Consider the following 17,126-nt stretch of genomic DNA (forward strand, 5'->3'; position numbering starts at 1 on the left):
GTTACATAGTTGTTACCCGTCCTATTCTAAACTACTACCGCTCATTGTGTACAGGCGTTTTTCATAGTTAAAAAGACTCAATATTCTTCGTGCAAGAATCGGTAAAGTTCCCCATGTTTGGTTTGTCCTTGCTGCTATTGGGAAAAGTAAATTAGCATGCTATATTGAATGGAGGAATTAAACATGGGGAAAACAATTTTCATTACTGGAGCAGGGACCGGGCTTGGCAGGGGTGCAGCGATCGGTCTTGCTAAAAAAGGGCATCGTGTGATTGCGGCGACAGAGCTGACTTCTCAAAAAACAGACCTTCTTCGGGAAGCTAATGACTTGGAACTGGATATAGATGTGATAAAAGTGGATATTACGAACCCGTTGGATTTGGAACAGATTAAAAAGTATGATTTTGACGTATTTGTTGCAAATGCCGCAATTAATGAACGAGGGCCGCTTGGGGAAGTGCCAATGGACCGCTTTCGGGCACTTTTTGAGGTAAATGTTTTCGCAACCTTGGAAACAGCACAGATAGCTGCGCAGAAGATGGTTGAAAAGGGAAGTGGAAAAATCGTCTTTATGAGTTCCATGTCTGGAATAATGGCATCTCCATATGGCGGTCCATATGCCGCTACAAAGCACGCGATTGAAGCAATTGCCCATACCCTGCAGTTGGAGCTTCAAGGATTTGGAGTGAAAGTTGCCACCATTAACCCTGGTGCCTTCAATACAGGCTTTAATGACCGGGCGGCAGAAGAGTTATGGAAATGGTACGATGAAGAGAAAAACTTCACGAGAAAAGAGGATATAAAAAAGGCGGAAGAGGGGTTAAAGAACCAGTATGACCCGGAAGATATGATTGCAAAAATGGTAGAAATCATCCCAGCTGACGATCATAAATTCCGAACCGCCTATCCTCAGCAAACGGAGAAACAGATGAAGCAAGAAGAACAAAAATGGTGGGAGATGGACATATAGGGCACTCCTTTTATTTTAACCCTGTTGTATGGGCGTTTAATAAAAAGGGAAAAGAGACAAGACTCTTTTCCCTTTTTACATTTTTGAATGTGCTTTAGGTGAGAAAAGACATAGAAGCAATAGGTACTTGATTTTATAAAGGTTTAGATATTAAAGCATGTTGATTTTCTTGTTTAACTAACGGTACAGGTTTCGTTCAATATAGGAATGCAATTTATGTATAATGAATAAAGGTAGCATATGTTTCAATTGCATGAAATAAACAGAAAACATACGGATCAATATGCAAGTGGTGCATGCGAAAAATTTAGTAAAAGGGAGAGTGGAAACATGCAATACATAGTTACAGCTTATGATGGTACTGATGAAAAAGCGATTGATAGAAGGTTAAAGGTGAGGGAAGAGCACTTAGAAGGAGTAGAACGAAGAGTTAAAGAAGGACACCATTTATATGGTGGAGCTATTCTTGATGACGAAGGAAAAATGATAGGTTCAATGATGGTAGTGGACTTTCCATCAAGAGAAGAGCTGGATAATTGGCTCAAAGTTGAACCCTATGTCATGGGAAATGTATGGCAGAAAATAGACATACAACCTTTCAGAGTGGCACCCATATTTATGAAACTGTATGAGTGAAACCTTTATAACAGAAAGGCCCCAGTTACTTTCTTCTTAATTAGTTAGTGAAGATTTGTACTAACACTAGGTACAGACAGGGATTGCTATGGCAATCTCTTTTTTGTATAAAAAGAAATGATAAAAATCTATATAGTATAAAGTTTCAAGGTGTGATGTATTGGATAATAGGCTGATAGAGATTTGTAATTATTGAATCCTGAAAATTTACAATTATGAATATTCCCCCCAATTAGCTGATTGTATATATCATTTGTCTAACAAAATGTTTAACTACCGGCCAGAAGGTAATATAAAAAGTAAATCATAAGGAGGGGAATTCCTTGAAAGCCTTTCATTATATTTTAGGTGTACCATTGATGACAATGTTTGCGTTGAGTGGCTGCAGCGACAAAGATGAAGTGGAAAATCCGCCTGTTGCTGAAGATGAAAACCAGGCCGGCACTAATCCTGAAACGAGTGTGGGGAGCTCTCATAAAATGGATTTCACATTTAAATCATTCGAATTGAAGGTAGAGGATGCCGAGGGTCAGGAATACGAGGCTGAATATGATACAGAGGGTACAGAAACAGAAGCTTCGATTGACGACGAAATGAACGACAAAAAGTTATCCGGCGATGAAGCGATGGACGAACTGGGGCCTCAGCTGGAAAAACTGGAATTTAATCAAGATGCTCCTGAAGATGAAGTAATTGCAGAAGTGGTGAAGGATTTTGGATTTGAAGAAGATTACAAGAATCTGGAGCTTGACATTACGTATAGTGATGGTGAAACAAAGGAATACACGAAGTCAAAATAAAGAAGGATTCTTACACAGTAGGGATCCTTTTTTCTAGCAAAAACGGAAAATCGGATTGTAAAATTCATATAATCTAACAGTGAAACTAGATAGTATGAATTAATATTTATATTTAAAATTTGCCAGTAAGCTTTAGTAGAAGTATTGTGGTTGACTTTATAGAGGAGGCTCATGCTCTTGCGAGATATAACTGGATATATCATAATAAAATATTACATGCTATGTTATAAATAGATAGGGATGAACAGGTGGAATGTCAATGGAAACCAACCAAGAAAAAGAGCTTTTAGATAATTGGATATCCATTACCAATATTCAAATGAACATGACAAATGAGCTGGAAAATGCATTGCAAAAAAATCATGGTTTGTTATTAAAAGAATTTTATGTTCTTTACTTTTTGTCACAACAAAGTGATAAAAAATTAAGGTTACAGCAATTGCAAGAATCGGTTGGCTTAAGTCAAAGTGCGATGTCAAGGCTAGTAACTAGACTAGAGGCAAAAAGTTGTGGAGCTTTAGAAAGGTAAGCGTCAAATATTCCCCACCTACTACTTGTAAATAGCTCATGAGATAATCTCCTTACATTCTTCTTGTTTATTTGTCTTTTGCAATCGCTCACGCGATAAACTAAAGATTCTAGTGTGGGAACATAATGGTTTTTGGTTGCATTATCGCAGATTGGAAAAAGGAAAGTTTGACTGGCCAACTCAACATCCAAATGTGCCACTTACCATTTCAAGAAGGCAACTGAGATGGCTTCTTTATGGATTTCCATTTGACCAAAAACAAGGGCATCAAGCTGTATATGCGAGCACAATCCTGTTAAAAATTCATATATTTAGAAGGGATTTGATTCATTTTGTCGAAATGGATTCATCTATGAAAACAACATCCTCTCATCAAAATCAACCTACAATTGAATCTCTTCAAGCTCAAGTAGAAGAACTCACGGTAAAAGTGAGATGGTATGAAGAACAATTTCGTCTTAGCCAACAAAAACGGTTTGGTACGTCTAGCGAAAAAACAACGGAAAATCGGGTAACAACAAACAATATACGCTTTTGATTGGTCATTATGTATTACCTCCCGAAATTTGGGTGCATTTAAGAGGAAATAAGTCATCTCATCTATTCTAAAATTTATTATCTCCGTATTTTTTAAAATCATTTCATCAAGAGAGCCAAACAAGTAAGAAAACCTTCAATGGAGCTTTTAAAAAAGCAGGATGTCCTGTATGCTCTCAATGTTCACTCGCGAGTGAACATTGTCCCATTTGACTATTAAAATGTTTGCTTGTTACTATAGAAAAAAAACCAATAAATTTGTAGGGCTAACGCATTGCTTGTATAGAGCTAACTTGAACCTAGAACAGGTGGGACGAATGGAATTAAATCAAAACAAACAATTGATAACAAATTGGCTTTCTTTAACCCATATACAAATGAAAATTACGAACGAACTAGAAGGTATACTTCAAGAAAATCATCAATTATCATTAAAAGAATTCTATGTTCTTTTATTTTTATCCGAAGCCCCCGAAAAAAAATTAAAGTTACAACAATTACAGAGTATGGTGGGACTTAGTCAGAGCGCCATGTCAAGACTGGTCAGCCGATTTGAAGCAAAAGGCTGTGGAACATTAAAACGTTATATTTGTGTAGACGATCGTAGAGCCATCTTCACTTCCTTAACACCTGAAGGAGAGGAAAAGCTTAAAAAGGCGACTGTTACGTTTCATGACACCCTTGAAAAGGCTTTTTCTCAAGATATGATTCGCGAAGAGCTATATCGATTACTTGATCAATTAAAACCATGACGGGATGATGGGACAAATGTCCTAGTTCTTCGAATTTGGGAGGGTTCATGTTATGCCGTCTTTTGGTTGAAATCAGTTAAATTGACGAAGTGTTTTGTTTCATGCTATTTTATATGCATGCGCATACATTTAATAAATAATTACTAATAGCTTGTTATCCGTCTATCACAAATAGGAAGACTTAGGTTGAACGAAAAAGTACCAATAACCTCGTGAAAAAGGAATGTGGAAACCGTAAATTTATACATACGCCTATATAGAGCATGGGTGTAAAGCTTTTTTCACTATAGAGGTAAGTAACTCTTGCTAATACACCAAGAAGGAGTTTGATATCATGGATCATTTATTTACCCCTTTTCTGCTCAAAGGAATAAAATTAAAAAACCGAGTGGTTATGCCACCTATGTGTCAATATTCGGTAACGAATAAGGATGGAATTGCAACGGACTGGCATTTTATGCATTATGTTAGCCGTGCCATTGGAGGTGCGAGCTTAATCATTATCGAAATGACAGATGTTGATCCAGATGGCCGTATCACCGATTATGATTTAGGATTATGGTCAGATGAGCAAATCCCGCAACTTAAACGTATTGTTGATGCTTGTCATCAATATGGGGCAAAGGTAGGTATTCAAATTGCTCATGCTGGGCGTAAAGCAGAAGATGCCGAGATTCCAGTTGCACCGTCTGCGATTCCCTTTGATGTAAATTCAAAAACGCCAAGAGCACTCTCTACAGAAGAAGTAAAAGAAATGGTTGGAAAATTCCGTATGGCTGTACGTCGTGCCGTTCAAGCTGGAGTAGATGTAATCGAGCTTCATGGTGCACACGGTTACTTGATTCACCAATTTCAATCCCATATCACCAATCAAAGAACAGATGAGTATGGAAAGGAATTAACGAAATTTGGTAAAGATGTCATTCAGGCTGCAAAGAGCGAAATGCCAGAGGATATGCCGTTGATTATGCGAATATCTGCTAGAGAATACGTAGACGGTGGATATGGCATCAATGAAAGCATTGAATTTTCAAGGGAATATCAAAAAGCAGGGGTTGATATGTTTCATGTGAGTGCAGGGGGAGAAGGACCTATTGCTGCAGATGGAAGACCTGGTACACATGTAGCTTATCAAGTGCCATTAGCAAGAGCCATTAAGCAAGCTCTTAATATCCCTGTCATTGCGGTTGGAAGATTGGATGAACCATCATTAGCGAACTCCGTTATTGGAAATGAAGATGCGGATCTGGTTGCGGTCGGAAGAGGAATGTTAAGAAATCCTTATTGGACACTGGAGGCTGCAACTGTTCTTCATAAAGAAACAGGAATTCCAAGACAATACGATCGAGGTTTTCCTAAAAATTAGTAAAAAGTAATTACATGGAAAATCAAGGGCGAGTGCCCTAGTGGTGCCTGTTCTTGATTTTCCACTAGATATGTAAAGTAAATTTTTATAAAACAGTTTTTTAGATTAATGGAAAATGATTGTTAAATAGAAAGGCGAGAAATAGTTGAATAAATTAACAGGTACCAAACGATTGCAACTTGCTTTACTCTTAGGGTCACTTGCACTATTAGGTCCTTTTACAATCGATATGTATTTACCTTCATTCCCTACTATTGTGAAAGAATACCATACAACAGCTTCCTTAGTACAAATTAGTTTAACGTCTTGCCTTTTAGGATTGGGATTAGGTCAATTGATTATAGGACCAATGAGTGATGTTCAAGGCCGCCGTAAGCCATTGAGGATTTTCCTCCTCCTGTATTTAATCGTTTCTGCAATATGTGCATTTGCACCCAATATTTACACCTTTATCGGGGCTCGTTTCCTACAAGGTTTTGCAGCAGCAGGTGGGCTCGTGATTTCTAGAGCAATTGTTCGCGATGTGTACAGTGGAAGGGAACTCACCAAGTTCTTCGCTTTATTGATGTTGGTAGGGAACCTTGGGCCAATTGTAGCACCGATTGCTGGAGGGATTATACTAGCGTTTACTAATTGGTCAGGAGTTTTTCTTGTTTTAGCTTGTATAGGTCTCGCATTGGTTTTCATGGTTTCATGGAAACTCGAAGAAACATTACCAAAGGAAAACCGTGTTCCAAGTAATATTTCACAAATAGTGAAGAATTTTGGCTCTTTGTTAAAAGATCGTCAGTTCACTGGATATGCCCTTACTCAAGGCTTCATCATTGCAGGAATCTTTGCTTACGTTTCAGGTATTCCTTTTGTCTATCAGAATATTTATGGTGTAACTCCCCAAGTGTTCAGTCTATTATTTGGAGTGAATGGAGTTGCTCTAATTATTGGAAGTCAGGTGGTTGGTCGCTTTACAGATATCATATCAGAGAGGACTTTCCTAAAGATTGGGTTATTGATTTCTAACTTAGCAGGTGCTGTTTTATTGGTAGCTCTTCTATCAAAGGCTCCCCTTATCGCTGTCGCCATTCCCATTTTCTTTTTTGTATCTTCGATAGGAATCATTGCTGCAACTTCTTTTTCATTAGCAATGGAGACACAAGGACATATTGCAGGAAGTGCCTCTGCACTATTAGGACTCCTACCCTTTATACTCGGATCATTAACGGCTCCACTCGTAGGAATAGCCGGAGAGTATACAGCCATTCCAATGGGGGTTGTTATTTTTTTAGCAAGCTTAATGGCTTTCTTATCGTATTATGGATTAGTCGGAAGAGCTTCTTTAAGGGTTCAGGATACAAAATAATACAATTTATTTTTAACTGAAAGGTAATAAAAAACGAGGGATAAAAGGAGAAATGTACCATGAATTTTGTTACTCTAAATAACGGATTAAAAATGCCGCAGCTGGGATTTGGTGTTTGGCAGGTTGAAGACGATCAAGCAAGACTAGCAGTTGCAAAAGCAATTGAAGTTGGTTACACATCTATTGATACGGCAATGATCTATAAAAATGAAAAGGGCGTTGGAAAGGCTATTGCTGAATCATCTGTATCTCGTGAAGAGTTATTTATTACAACGAAAGTTTGGAATAGTGATCAAGGATTTGAAAATACGTTATATGCATTTGATGAGAGCTTGGAAAGATTAGGTCTTGATTATGTTGATTTATATTTGATTCACTGGCCTACTCCGCAATTTAACCAGTATATTGAAACCTATAAAGCGTTAGAAAAGCTTTATCATGATGGCCGAGTGAAAGCAATTGGAGTTTGTAACTTTGAAATTGAACACTTAGAGCGCCTTTTAAAAGAATGTGAAGTTGTACCAGTATTGAATCAGATTGAGTGTCATCCATACCTTGCTCAAAATGAGTTAAAAGAGTTTTGTGCAAAACATAATATCTTTGTAGAAGCTTGGAGCCCTCTTGACCAAGGAGGAGAGGTGTTGCAAGACGAAGTAATTCAAAGGATTGCTACGTCACACAGCAAAACGCCAGCTCAAGTTGTGTTGCGCTGGCATTTACAAAATAACACAATCGTCATTCCAAAATCTATTACACCATCACGAATCGAAGAGAACTATAATGTATTTGATTTCGAACTAACTTCAACTGAATTGAACGAAATAAATAAACTTAATCGTAATCGACGTAAAGGTGCACATCCAAATGATATGAATATTCGATAAAAATAACAAGGAACCTCTAATTTTCCATTAGACTATTGTCTCTAACCCATTTTAGCTTTCAACTGGAATGGGTTTTTTTCAAGGGAATATTCTTTTTTATACGGCTATAAATCAATGAACGAATCTATAATAAAAGGACCATATTAAAAAACTCCATTAAAGCTTAGCAGTTAGTAATAAGCCTTTGAACCTTGTTTCACCTTCTAGCGAGGTCTAGAATTATTAAATTCATTTACCTAGTTTCTTCCAGAATGTTCTTAGTTCCCTTTTGGAAACAGGAAAAATTCAACGAGAACTTCAGTCTTTAATAAAGAAGTTATAATTTTTGATTCACGAAAGAATTTTATACGAATGTACTTTGTCTTAAGCCCGGTAAACTTCACTTGGGCTTTTTTTTATAAGCCTATATATTCACATCTCTATTTGCATAATCGTCTACAGTGCTAAACATTCTAAACTTTTAGATTAACAATCAAATAACGAGGATGTTATTTCGTATTTGGGAATATGTATGTACACATTTTTAAGAGGATGTGGATGGTGATATTTGTTGACATGAAGAAATGATTATTATAATTTAAATGCATGCACACGCATGTATTTTACTTTATCAAGCTTGTACATAATGTGATGCTATAGGACATAACAGAAGAAGGATGCTTTTATAGCATTCTTTCAATTATTTTGCATAAAAGGAGTTTTAAAATGGAACATTTATTTAGTCCTTATACGTTCAAAGGTTTAGAGTTGAAAAACCGCGTCGTAATGCCGCCAATGTGTCAATATTCAGTTGAGAAGAAAGACGGTATTGCTACAGACTGGCATTACTTGCACTATGTAAATCGAGCAATCGGCGGGGCTGGTTTTATTATAATGGAGATGACAGATGTGGAACCGGATGGCCGTATCACAGACTTCGACTTAGGTTTATGGTCAGATGAACACATTCCTGCTTTAGCACGAATTGTGGAAGCTTGCCATCAGTATGGAGCTAAAGTGGGTATCCAGATTGCTCACGCTGGACGTAAAGCGGAAGACGCTGAGGTACCTGTCGCTCCTTCAGCCATTCCATTTGATGAAAATTCAAAAACACCTAGACCACTTTCAACAGATGAAGTAAAAGAAATGATCAATAAGTACCGTAAGGCTGTACAGCGTGCAGTAAAAGCAGGATTTGACGCGATTGAGATCCATGGTGCGCACGGATATTTGATTCATCAGTTCCACTCGCCTTTAACCAATCAGAGAGAAGATGAATATGGAAAGGATCTCACGAAGTTTGGCCGAGAAATTATTGAAGCTGCAAAAGCCGAGATGCCAGAAGATATGCCATTAATCATGCGTATATCCGCAAAGGAATATGTTGAAGGTGGATATGGTATTAATGAAAGTATTGAATTTGCAAAAGAATATCAAAAAGCAGGAGTAGACATCTTCCACGTCTCTTCTGGTGGAGAAGGTCCTATTGGTGCAGGTGGAAGACCTGGTACACATGCAGCATATCAAGTACCATTAGCACAAGAAATCAAGAAAGCTCTTAATATCCCCGTTATTGCAGTTGGCAGATTAGATGAGCCAGCGTTAGCAAATGCTGTCATCGGAAATGAAGAAGCAGATCTAGTGGCCGTTGGAAGAGGTATGTTGCGTAATCCTCATTGGGCATTAGAAGCTGCAGCTACACTGAAAAAGGAAGCAAATGTACCAGCCCAGTATGTAGATGGATTTAGACGATAAATTAGATTAGCAAACCGCCTTATCATGTCATGTAAGGCGGTTTTTGGTGTTGAAGAAGATGAATAAGTTGTTTATTAGAAATGATCGGCGTAAAACCAATATTAACAGCTATGAGTCCTGAACTCGCATTGAAGGCTTTTAGTACTGATATGAAAACTTATAAGCCGCCTTTGTCGAGTATCTATAATACATATTGGAAACCACAATTTATAGGTGCAAAACGAATATAAAATACATATCTTGGAAAAAAGACCTGGAATCAGGCCTTTTTTTAACGGATAAATGTATCAAGCTGTTGTACAGCTCTCCGAATATTTGTCAGATTCTAGTTCGAACAAATAACCTATTAACAGTGTGCTGCCTTAGTTTCTTTTTCATTAAATGTAAGATTGCATAAATTATAAGGCTCTTGAATTTAATATAGTGGAGGTGCTTCGGCAGCTCCTATTCTGCTTCGGACGAGTGTTGAATAACAAATTTACATAAGACTAAAAATCTCAGGCCTTGGTTATTTTATGAATGGGAGGTGTTTCAATGGACAATATTTTTGAGACTGCGACGACTGCATTGAAGGCAATGCTGACCAACGAAAAAAAGCAGCCCCCTCATGTCGGTGAGGTCATGTCGTGTTGGATCTATCTATCGATGTTGGAATATGGATGAGCTTTGAAGAAATGGGACTGAATACGACAACTGATGAAGAAGTGAAGGATATGTTAAAGGAAGCGGTTAAACTGTGCCACAATCAGGCCAAGGAGGTAAGGAACCTGTTGATTCACGAAGGGGTGGCACTGCCGAACGGCCGGGAACCTCGGCCTAAGTCCAATCAAAACGAAGAACCTAATGGAGTTAGGATGACGGATGACGAAATTGCAAATAGCGTTTCCATCAAAATCGCCTAGTCAATCGTGAAATGTGCCATGGTTCAGTCTGAAGCAATCAGGACGGACATTGGGTTGATGTTCTTGAGATTCCAGCCTCAACATATTACCTTTGCCGCCACATTGAGAGCGCTCATGCAAAAAAGAGGGTGGTTGAAGGTCCCGCCTTATTATCAACCTCCTGGATTGCCTGATAAGGAATAAAAGAGAGAAAACCATACAATAAGTCACTTGATTGCGGCTTTTTCTATTACTTTAATACGGTAGGTTAGATAAGTCCGAATTGGCGAAAAGAGTGTTTTTTTTAATGGTTTCTATTAGGCAGGCATTAGTATTAATATCAAAATGGGTGTGTTAGTCTAAAAAAGGACACTTATCATTTGGTTAATAAGAGAGTAAATTAATAAGTATCAGCCCAGAGCTAAACGAAAGGTTAAAATAAATCTCTTTACAATTCATCTTATTGTCAGGAAGAAAACGGAATTATGAAACATTGGATAAAGGTTTTTTCTTCCCTTCCAATAGAACTTGTAGTTTTTTCTATGTTCTGTTATGATTAATAAGAATTATTTTTGTTCGGTGTAAAGGATAGTATTAGTTTTTGACTTTTCGTCTTAAAGATCACATTGGGCAAGGATAGTAACAAAATGTGCTTATCGCACTAGGAGGCAACACATATGGAACAAGGTACAGTTAAATGGTTTAATGCAGAAAAAGGTTTCGGATTTATCGAACGCGAAGGTGGAGAAGATGTATTCGTTCATTTCTCTGCAATCCAAGGCGAAGGTTTCAAATCATTAGACGAAGGTCAAAAAGTTACATTTGACGTTGAGCAAGGTGCTCGTGGCCCTCAAGCTGCTAACGTTCAAAAGGCGTAACTGAAATATACAAAAACAGGCTCAAATAATGAGTCTGTTTTTTTTTTGTTTTTTGCATAACCCTAAAAAACTCCCTACTCTTTAAGAAGGAGGGGGGGGGGGTACAGGCAAATTAAAATGATTAAAGCCTCAAAGATTATTTACAGTATGCATATTGGATGCAATATTGTAACGATTATTCAAAAACAAAACCCCGAAAGGCTAGTTTTTATCCCCAAATCATTGCGACGTTTTTGGTAATAAATGAGAGGGGGCTAAACTTTATAGAAGCTCATTTTTGTAGTTGGAAATTAGTAGTAAGAAAAAGAAAAAAACCTAAAGAAAGGCTTTTCTTAACAGTAGGCTCCATATCCGTATACTGGGCCAACTGGAGCATACCCGCGACCACAGAAGCATCCTAAAATAACCAGAAGAATGAACAGAACTATGATCAAAGCAAATCCGTTACCGAACCCTCCTGCAACAGCCACTGCATCTGACATAATATCACCAAACCTTTTTTTAAAAAATAATTTCCTGGGTTAATACATAGTATGTTGATCTTTCCTAAAGGATACAGATATTATATGTCCCAAATATTTAAGCCATTTTGTGCGAATAAATCGTAAGCATAATGCTGTTTTGTTTACAAGTATCCATTACAATTCCAGCACAAGCAAGAACGCTAGTGAAGTCGACACCTTTTATGATCATGCGCATGTAAATGAGGCAGAATTAGCAAGATATATCCAGGCTGAGCTGGTGAAACAGACAGGAATGAAGGGCTGTGGCGTTCAAGCTGTTTGATATTATGTAGTAAAAATAATGAGATGCCAGCTGTTCTTGTTGAACTAGATTTCATCTCTAACCCCCAAAAAGAATAAATTATTACAACAAATGCTTCTCAACAAAAAGCGGCACAAGGAATCTTTAATGGCTTAAGTATGTATTTTAGACAATAAGTTATGGGCTGTTTGTGAGGAAGTTTACAATACTCGGATTTGCTGAGATGTTAGGTTATTTGATCGTTTAGCTACGGATATTGCTATGTGTCTATTTTTATTCATAAGATTCCTAGTAATATAACTAGAGTTATAAAAAATACTATTGTGAATTAGAAATGGCAGTGATAGTATAAAATTTCAAATACTAGTCATTTATCACTATCTTTGCATAAATTTCTAAAGGGAGTTAGTTCATGGTTTTTGATGGGATCCTTTTGTCTTTACTCATCGGTTTCCTGCGTGGTGGAAACCTTTATGGGTTAGCGACACTGAAAATAAGATGGGGGGCATTTTTTCCTTTATTGCTTTTATTTGAAGTTACAATATTTATTTTTCAGCATCAATTTTCATGGCTGGAAACTGTGAGCGGCCACCTATATATCTTGATTTATATAGTAGGTTTGCTATTTTTATGGGTTAATAGAATTCAGCCTGGATTCATGGTCATATTATTAGGTGTCCTGTTGAATTTTATCGTAATATCCATAAATGGCGGCAGGATGCCGGTTTCTATGGAAGCTGCGAAAATATTAGATCCATTTTATATAGAAACTTTAAAAAATGGAGTTTATGCGAAACACACTTTGCTTACGGAGCATACCCGTTTGGGGTTTCTGGGTGACATCATTCCGATTACAAACCCATACCCGAAAGATCAGGTTGTGAGCATCGGAGACATTGTAATGAATATAGGAATTTTTCTATTTATACAATCACTAATGGTTATACATAAAGGCAACAGTCTCAATGAAGGAGGTGGCGTCAATGAACAACACGGAAGAAAAGAAGGAGTTAAATGTTAAAAATGTGTTATTTAACCTTGCCGTTATTGGTTCGATTATTGTAGCTTTAACTTCAGGTTATAAATTAGGTTAATGATAAGGGCTAAAAGGGATATTTCCCCCTTTTAGTTCATTGGGAAGTGAATATTCATGACTAAAATCAATGTTATAAAAAATAAAGCTGAAATGTATGTTGGAACGATATGTCTTGTTGGATTACTAGTCTTTATCTTTATTAACACACCAAGCTTTTCTTATGAATTAACAAAATGGGTATTGATTTTTTCTATTCTAGGATCCATTATACTTGTCAATCATTTTGCCATATTATTTCCTCTAACTCAAAACTCCCTGTCGATGGATTCAGCGATTTTCCTGGCTTCGCTTTTTATCTTTGGTTTAGATATGACTTTATTCGTTCTGCTCCTCGCTTCGGTGATTAATTTTATCTATCAACGTCAGACGGTTTGGTGGAAGCATTTATTTAATTTTTCCAATTATGTGATAATGCTTGTTGGAGCTCATGGAGTTTTCATTTTTTCGAAGGGAGAGGAAGGTTTATTCAATTCCGAGAATATATTACCGTATGTTCTTGCGATGCTTGTTTACTCTGTTATTAACCTCGCGATTTTCGGCGGTTATTTCTATATGATTGGTTCACCAAAGTTTATTTTAACAAACATTGTTAAAAACACCTTATCTACTTATATTAGCACTCTCATATTATCGATTGTTTGTAGTGTTCTGATCGTTTATGAACAAGTATTTGGTCTTGCATTATTCACCATTATAGTTGTATTACTTTCCATTGCTTTTAAACAATATAATGAACTCTACGAAAATCTTACAAAAAAAGCCAACACAGATGAATTAACAGGATTGTACAATCACGGTTATTTTAAAGAACTCCTTGTAAATTATATAAAAGACCGAAAATACTACCCGCTTAGCCTTGCCATTTTAGATATTGATGATTTCAAAAAATATAATGATCGGCTTGGCCATTTGGAAGGGGACAAGCTGCTCAAAACCTTTGGGTCCTTACTACAGGAACGGTGTGGCGAAGATAAAATTGTATCCCGTTACGGCGGAGAAGAATTTGTCATCTTAATGCCGAACATAGAAAAAGATGAAGCGTTATTATTTATGGACCGCTTAAGAAAGAGTGCGAATGACACATATATTGATGGAGTTGAATTACTTCCGCATGGCTGTCTCTCGTTTTCAGGGGGAATAGTGGAGTATGAGGAAGGAATGTATGATAGCGCTGAATTTTTAGGCAGGGCGGACCAGGCTTTATATGTTGCTAAGGCAAAAGGGAAAAATAATGTTCAGCTGTTTCATGATGAACATGCTAGTAATCATTTTGAATGGGAGCATGAGCTAGAACAGCTAGAACAGCAATTGCGGATCTTTCTGTCAAAAGATGTGAACACCTATCAGCATAGTAGAAGAGTGTACGGATATGCAGTAGACTTCTGCAACAAATTGGAACTTACAGATAGAGAAAGACAATTGTTGATTATGGGCGCGTTGGTTCATGACATTGGAAAGCTGGAAATTCCGAGAGACATCATCAATAAAAAGGGAAAACTCGATTCACACGAGTGGGAAATTATGAAGAAGCATGTGATATGGGGGAAAGAAATTATCTCTACCAACAAGGCTCTACATGATTTGATCCCCCTTGTTGAATTGCATCATGAAAGGTTTGACGGCAAAGGCTATCCATATGGATTAAAGGGCTACTCCATTCCAAAATTGGCACGTATTTTATGTATCATAGACTCTTTTGATGCTATGACGACTGAACGGCCTTATCAAAAAACCAAGTCTTTTGATGAAGCAATTGTGGAGCTGGCAAATTGTAGCGGTGATCAATTTGACCCCGAGTTCGTCCCTCTATTTATAGAGATGCTCAAGGAAAAATATCCATTACATTTCAGAAAATCACAGTATAGTCATTAAAAGTACTTCAACAAAGTTTTAGAATTGTGGAAGATCGAGGCAGCTATGGGACAGATTAAGGTGTTCGAGTAGTTCCGTAGAACAGTCATAATATTTAAAAGAATATTAGTTTGTGTAGTATAACAAAGCATCCTTTTAAGGGTGTTTTTTTTATCATGAAAAAGCCTAACAATAGGCTCGGACTAAAAGAAGGCTTGGCCAATTATTAGGCTCGCACGACTTAATAGCTGCTTAATAGAAGAGGAAGAAGGCTAAAATGATAACCAACAGAACGAAAATAATAAGAATAAATGCAATTTCTGCTATTCCGAATTCATCCATAGTTTTCACTCCTTTATTAGCGGTTTGTCTGTCATTTCAGTTAACGGTATATAGAGCGCTTATTTTCATAATATGTACAAGCTTTCAAAGTGACAGCCTGAATTTGTAATAAACCAGTACCATCGAATGAAAGGCTTAAAGCTGCGGTAAAAATACCAGATTTTATAACAATTGCACCTCGTATCAGAGAAATTACTTGCTTGATCAATTCCGTTTATATAAAGATATTCCAAGCCAAGGTATAGCGACATATTGAAAATTTTTTGAAAGCTTCTTCTTACCATATGAGGGGGGCTCGCCCATTTTCAAGTTGTTAACCAGTACAATCTATGTATAAGTGACAGCCCTTTTTAATCCAGATACTACTTAAATATACAATTGGTGAAAAAACACATTTTCATTAGGACAAACTCTCAACCCTGTCCGTTTCAATTAATTAAACATAGGATGAAGTGTACGGTAGGTTTTCCATTACAAAAAAAAGGGGGATACTAAATGAGCGGTTACGCTGGTGGCTTCTACGGTGGCAGCTTTGCTTTTATCATTGTAATATTCGTATTATTGGTAATTGTCGGCTGCGGTTGCTTTGGCGGCTATTAATCTCCAAAAGAAAGCCTGATAATGGTTTGAACCGTTATCAGGCTTCTTCATTCCAAAGATCATAAAGTGGATCAATGTCTTGAGATTGTTAAATAAAACCGTTACAAGTAACTATCTAGCCTTTATAGACTTGAATGGACTTTACTCGAGTAGCAGTAAACTTATTTATTAGGGTTTTGGTTAGCTGTTAAGGCGTTCTGGCCATGTAAAAAAAGCGGGCTTGATAAATTATTACTTGACATAAACAAATTGTAAAAATATAATAACTTACATAAAGTAAGTAACATATTAAAAGGTACTATTATACTTTTTGATTGTAAAACTTTATTTTTTTCGTGTATGGACCAAACACACCGATTTTGTCATTGAGATGGGGGAGAGGCAACTGGAGTGTGAAAACCTTATTCACGGTTAAATTTCCATTCTACCTGTTTTAAAGAAAGGAGCTGGTCCAAAATGAATGGAAATATTAAAAGGATGGGAAGCAAGGAGGTTGTTGTTTACAATACTATTTTAACATTTTATAGTGGTAAAAATCTCGAATTAGAGATAGTTTAATTGAAAATAATTACAAAACAAGAAATATGTCTTCTGAAATTAATCAGAGATCCTACTTTCAATATAAGTATGGAAAAAACGAAAAAGGAGAGGCTTAATAAAATGTTGAAAAACGAAGTTGGAGCACTTATTTTACGGATTACTTTAGGCATCATATTCTTCATCCATGGTTATGTAAAGTTTCAGGGAGGAATCGAAAATACGGTCGGTTGGTTCCAGAGTATCGGGTTGCCAGGGTTTATGGCATACGCTGTTGCTTTAATAGAGTTGATCGGAGGAATTTTATTAGTAATTGGTTTTGGTACGAGAATTGTATCTGCTTTATTCATTGTGATCATGTTAGGGGCGACAATAAAGGTGAAATGGGCAGTCGGTTTTTTAGGAAATGGACAAATGGCTGGATATGAATTAGATCTAGCATTTCTTGTTATTTCTGTATTCCTTGTCATCAATGGAAGTAACTTGTTTTCCCTGAGCCACTCATTGTTTAATAAACAAAAGTCTTCTGATATATCCTTATAAAGAGTTACAGGCGAGGGAACTTTTTTGATATAAATATTTATTCATACCTACATGTCGTCATTGGGCAAC

16 protein-coding genes and 3 pseudogenes are annotated in these 17,126 nt (G+C 36.9%); 18 read left to right on the forward strand and 1 reads right to left on the reverse strand.

Annotation, left to right across the window (positions count from 1 at the left end; translation table 11 throughout):
* Positions 1–183 precede the first annotated feature (183 nt).
* The 13 genes and pseudogenes from CUU64_RS07465 to CUU64_RS07520 all read left to right on the forward strand — a co-directional run bounded on the left by CUU64_RS07465 (position 184) and on the right by CUU64_RS07520 (position 11,323).
* Positions 184–969, forward strand: coding sequence for an SDR family oxidoreductase (locus tag CUU64_RS07465; RefSeq protein WP_101632881.1), 786 nt, complete (start codon positions 184–186; stop codon positions 967–969).
* A gap of 330 nt (positions 970–1,299) precedes the next feature.
* On the forward strand, positions 1,300–1,605 hold the full coding sequence (locus tag CUU64_RS07470) for a YciI family protein (RefSeq protein ID WP_101632882.1): 306 nt from the start codon (positions 1,300–1,302) through the stop codon (positions 1,603–1,605).
* Positions 1,606–1,928: 323 nt separating this feature from the next.
* Positions 1,929–2,405 carry a YusW family protein gene (locus CUU64_RS07475; protein WP_101632883.1) on the forward strand — a complete coding sequence of 159 codons (477 nt, stop codon included), beginning with the start codon at positions 1,929–1,931 and terminating at the stop codon, positions 2,403–2,405.
* A 259-nt stretch (positions 2,406–2,664) separates the two neighbouring features.
* Positions 2,665–2,931 (forward strand): annotated as a pseudogene (locus tag CUU64_RS07480) (MarR family transcriptional regulator); the annotation flags it as partial.
* A gap of 49 nt (positions 2,932–2,980) precedes the next feature.
* Positions 2,981–3,184: pseudogene (tnpB, locus tag CUU64_RS23325) on the forward strand (IS66 family insertion sequence element accessory protein TnpB); the annotation flags it as partial.
* Positions 3,185–3,274: 90 nt separating this feature from the next.
* Positions 3,275–3,448, forward strand: a pseudogene (locus tag CUU64_RS23330) (IS66 family transposase); the annotation flags it as partial.
* A 340-nt stretch (positions 3,449–3,788) separates the two neighbouring features.
* Positions 3,789–4,223 (forward strand): MarR family winged helix-turn-helix transcriptional regulator, encoded by a 435-nt coding sequence (locus CUU64_RS07490; protein ID WP_101632885.1) that lies wholly within the window; start codon positions 3,789–3,791, stop codon positions 4,221–4,223.
* Between the two features lie 334 nt (positions 4,224–4,557).
* Positions 4,558–5,589, forward strand: a complete 1,032-nt coding sequence (locus CUU64_RS07495) for an NADH:flavin oxidoreductase/NADH oxidase (RefSeq protein WP_101632886.1) — start codon at positions 4,558–4,560, stop codon at positions 5,587–5,589.
* 145 nt (positions 5,590–5,734) lie between these two features.
* A complete protein-coding gene (locus tag CUU64_RS07500; RefSeq protein ID WP_101632887.1) occupies positions 5,735–6,946 on the forward strand; it encodes a multidrug effflux MFS transporter in 1,212 nt (403 codons plus the stop codon).
* 59 nt (positions 6,947–7,005) lie between these two features.
* Positions 7,006–7,830: an aldo/keto reductase gene (locus CUU64_RS07505; RefSeq protein ID WP_101632888.1), complete on the forward strand. Its 825-nt coding sequence runs from the start codon at positions 7,006–7,008 to the stop codon at positions 7,828–7,830.
* Positions 7,831–8,535: 705 nt separating this feature from the next.
* Positions 8,536–9,564: an NADH:flavin oxidoreductase/NADH oxidase gene (locus CUU64_RS07510; RefSeq protein WP_101632889.1), complete on the forward strand. Its 1,029-nt coding sequence runs from the start codon at positions 8,536–8,538 to the stop codon at positions 9,562–9,564.
* A 626-nt stretch (positions 9,565–10,190) separates the two neighbouring features.
* Complete coding sequence (locus CUU64_RS23095) at positions 10,191–10,466, forward strand: DUF3231 family protein (protein ID WP_142383603.1); 276 nt, start codon at positions 10,191–10,193, stop codon at positions 10,464–10,466.
* A gap of 656 nt (positions 10,467–11,122) precedes the next feature.
* Positions 11,123–11,323 carry a cold-shock protein gene (locus CUU64_RS07520; protein WP_101632891.1) on the forward strand — a complete coding sequence of 67 codons (201 nt, stop codon included), beginning with the start codon at positions 11,123–11,125 and terminating at the stop codon, positions 11,321–11,323.
* 332 nt (positions 11,324–11,655) lie between these two features.
* Here the strand turns inward: CUU64_RS07520 and CUU64_RS07525 are convergent, their stop codons facing one another.
* Positions 11,656–11,805 carry a YjcZ family sporulation protein gene (locus CUU64_RS07525; RefSeq protein ID WP_101632892.1) on the reverse strand — a complete coding sequence of 50 codons (150 nt, stop codon included), beginning with the start codon at positions 11,803–11,805 and terminating at the stop codon, positions 11,656–11,658.
* A gap of 109 nt (positions 11,806–11,914) precedes the next feature.
* On the opposite strand from CUU64_RS07525, the gene CUU64_RS07530 reads away from it, so the two are divergent.
* The 5 genes from CUU64_RS07530 (at position 11,915) to CUU64_RS07550 (ending at position 17,057) form a co-directional block, all read left to right on the forward strand.
* Positions 11,915–12,109 (forward strand): N-acetylmuramoyl-L-alanine amidase, encoded by a 195-nt coding sequence (locus tag CUU64_RS07530; RefSeq protein WP_219621863.1) that lies wholly within the window; start codon positions 11,915–11,917, stop codon positions 12,107–12,109.
* A gap of 391 nt (positions 12,110–12,500) precedes the next feature.
* A complete protein-coding gene (locus CUU64_RS07535) occupies positions 12,501–13,109 on the forward strand; it encodes a DUF5317 domain-containing protein (protein WP_180954501.1) in 609 nt (202 codons plus the stop codon).
* 129 nt (positions 13,110–13,238) lie between these two features.
* Entirely contained in the window at positions 13,239–15,056 is a 1,818-nt protein-coding gene (locus tag CUU64_RS07540; protein ID WP_101632894.1) for a diguanylate cyclase, read from the forward strand.
* 816 nt (positions 15,057–15,872) lie between these two features.
* On the forward strand, positions 15,873–15,977 hold the full coding sequence (locus CUU64_RS07545; protein ID WP_101632895.1) for a YjcZ family sporulation protein: 105 nt from the start codon (positions 15,873–15,875) through the stop codon (positions 15,975–15,977).
* Positions 15,978–16,637: 660 nt separating this feature from the next.
* A complete protein-coding gene (locus CUU64_RS07550) occupies positions 16,638–17,057 on the forward strand; it encodes a DoxX family protein (RefSeq protein WP_101632965.1) in 420 nt (139 codons plus the stop codon).
* The last annotated feature ends 69 nt before the right edge of the window (positions 17,058–17,126 follow it).

This window comes from Bacillus sp. V5-8f (genome assembly GCF_002863565.1).
Taxonomy (GTDB): domain Bacteria; phylum Bacillota; class Bacilli; order Bacillales; family DSM-1321; genus Peribacillus.

Bases quoted from the DNA above. Each gene is read 5' to 3' on its own strand.
- CUU64_RS07545 (WP_101632895.1), top strand. From the start codon at position 15,873: ATGAGCGGTTACGCTGGTGGCTTCTACGGTGGCAGCTTTGCTTTTATC.
- CUU64_RS07465 (WP_101632881.1), top strand. From the start codon at position 184: ATGGGGAAAACAATTTTCATTACTGGAGCAGGGACCGGGCTTGGCAGG.
- CUU64_RS07495 (WP_101632886.1), top strand. From the start codon at position 4,558: ATGGATCATTTATTTACCCCTTTTCTGCTCAAAGGAATAAAATTAAAA.
- CUU64_RS07550 (WP_101632965.1), top strand. From the start codon at position 16,638: ATGTTGAAAAACGAAGTTGGAGCACTTATTTTACGGATTACTTTAGGC.
- CUU64_RS07470 (WP_101632882.1), top strand. From the start codon at position 1,300: ATGCAATACATAGTTACAGCTTATGATGGTACTGATGAAAAAGCGATT.
- CUU64_RS07535 (WP_180954501.1), top strand. From the start codon at position 12,501: ATGGTTTTTGATGGGATCCTTTTGTCTTTACTCATCGGTTTCCTGCGT.
- CUU64_RS07505 (WP_101632888.1), top strand. From the start codon at position 7,006: ATGAATTTTGTTACTCTAAATAACGGATTAAAAATGCCGCAGCTGGGA.
- CUU64_RS07540 (WP_101632894.1), top strand. From the start codon at position 13,239: ATGACTAAAATCAATGTTATAAAAAATAAAGCTGAAATGTATGTTGGA.
- CUU64_RS07525 (WP_101632892.1), bottom strand. From the start codon at position 11,805: ATGTCAGATGCAGTGGCTGTTGCAGGAGGGTTCGGTAACGGATTTGCT.
- CUU64_RS07510 (WP_101632889.1), top strand. From the start codon at position 8,536: ATGGAACATTTATTTAGTCCTTATACGTTCAAAGGTTTAGAGTTGAAA.
- CUU64_RS07490 (WP_101632885.1), top strand. From the start codon at position 3,789: ATGGAATTAAATCAAAACAAACAATTGATAACAAATTGGCTTTCTTTA.
- CUU64_RS07520 (WP_101632891.1), top strand. From the start codon at position 11,123: ATGGAACAAGGTACAGTTAAATGGTTTAATGCAGAAAAAGGTTTCGGA.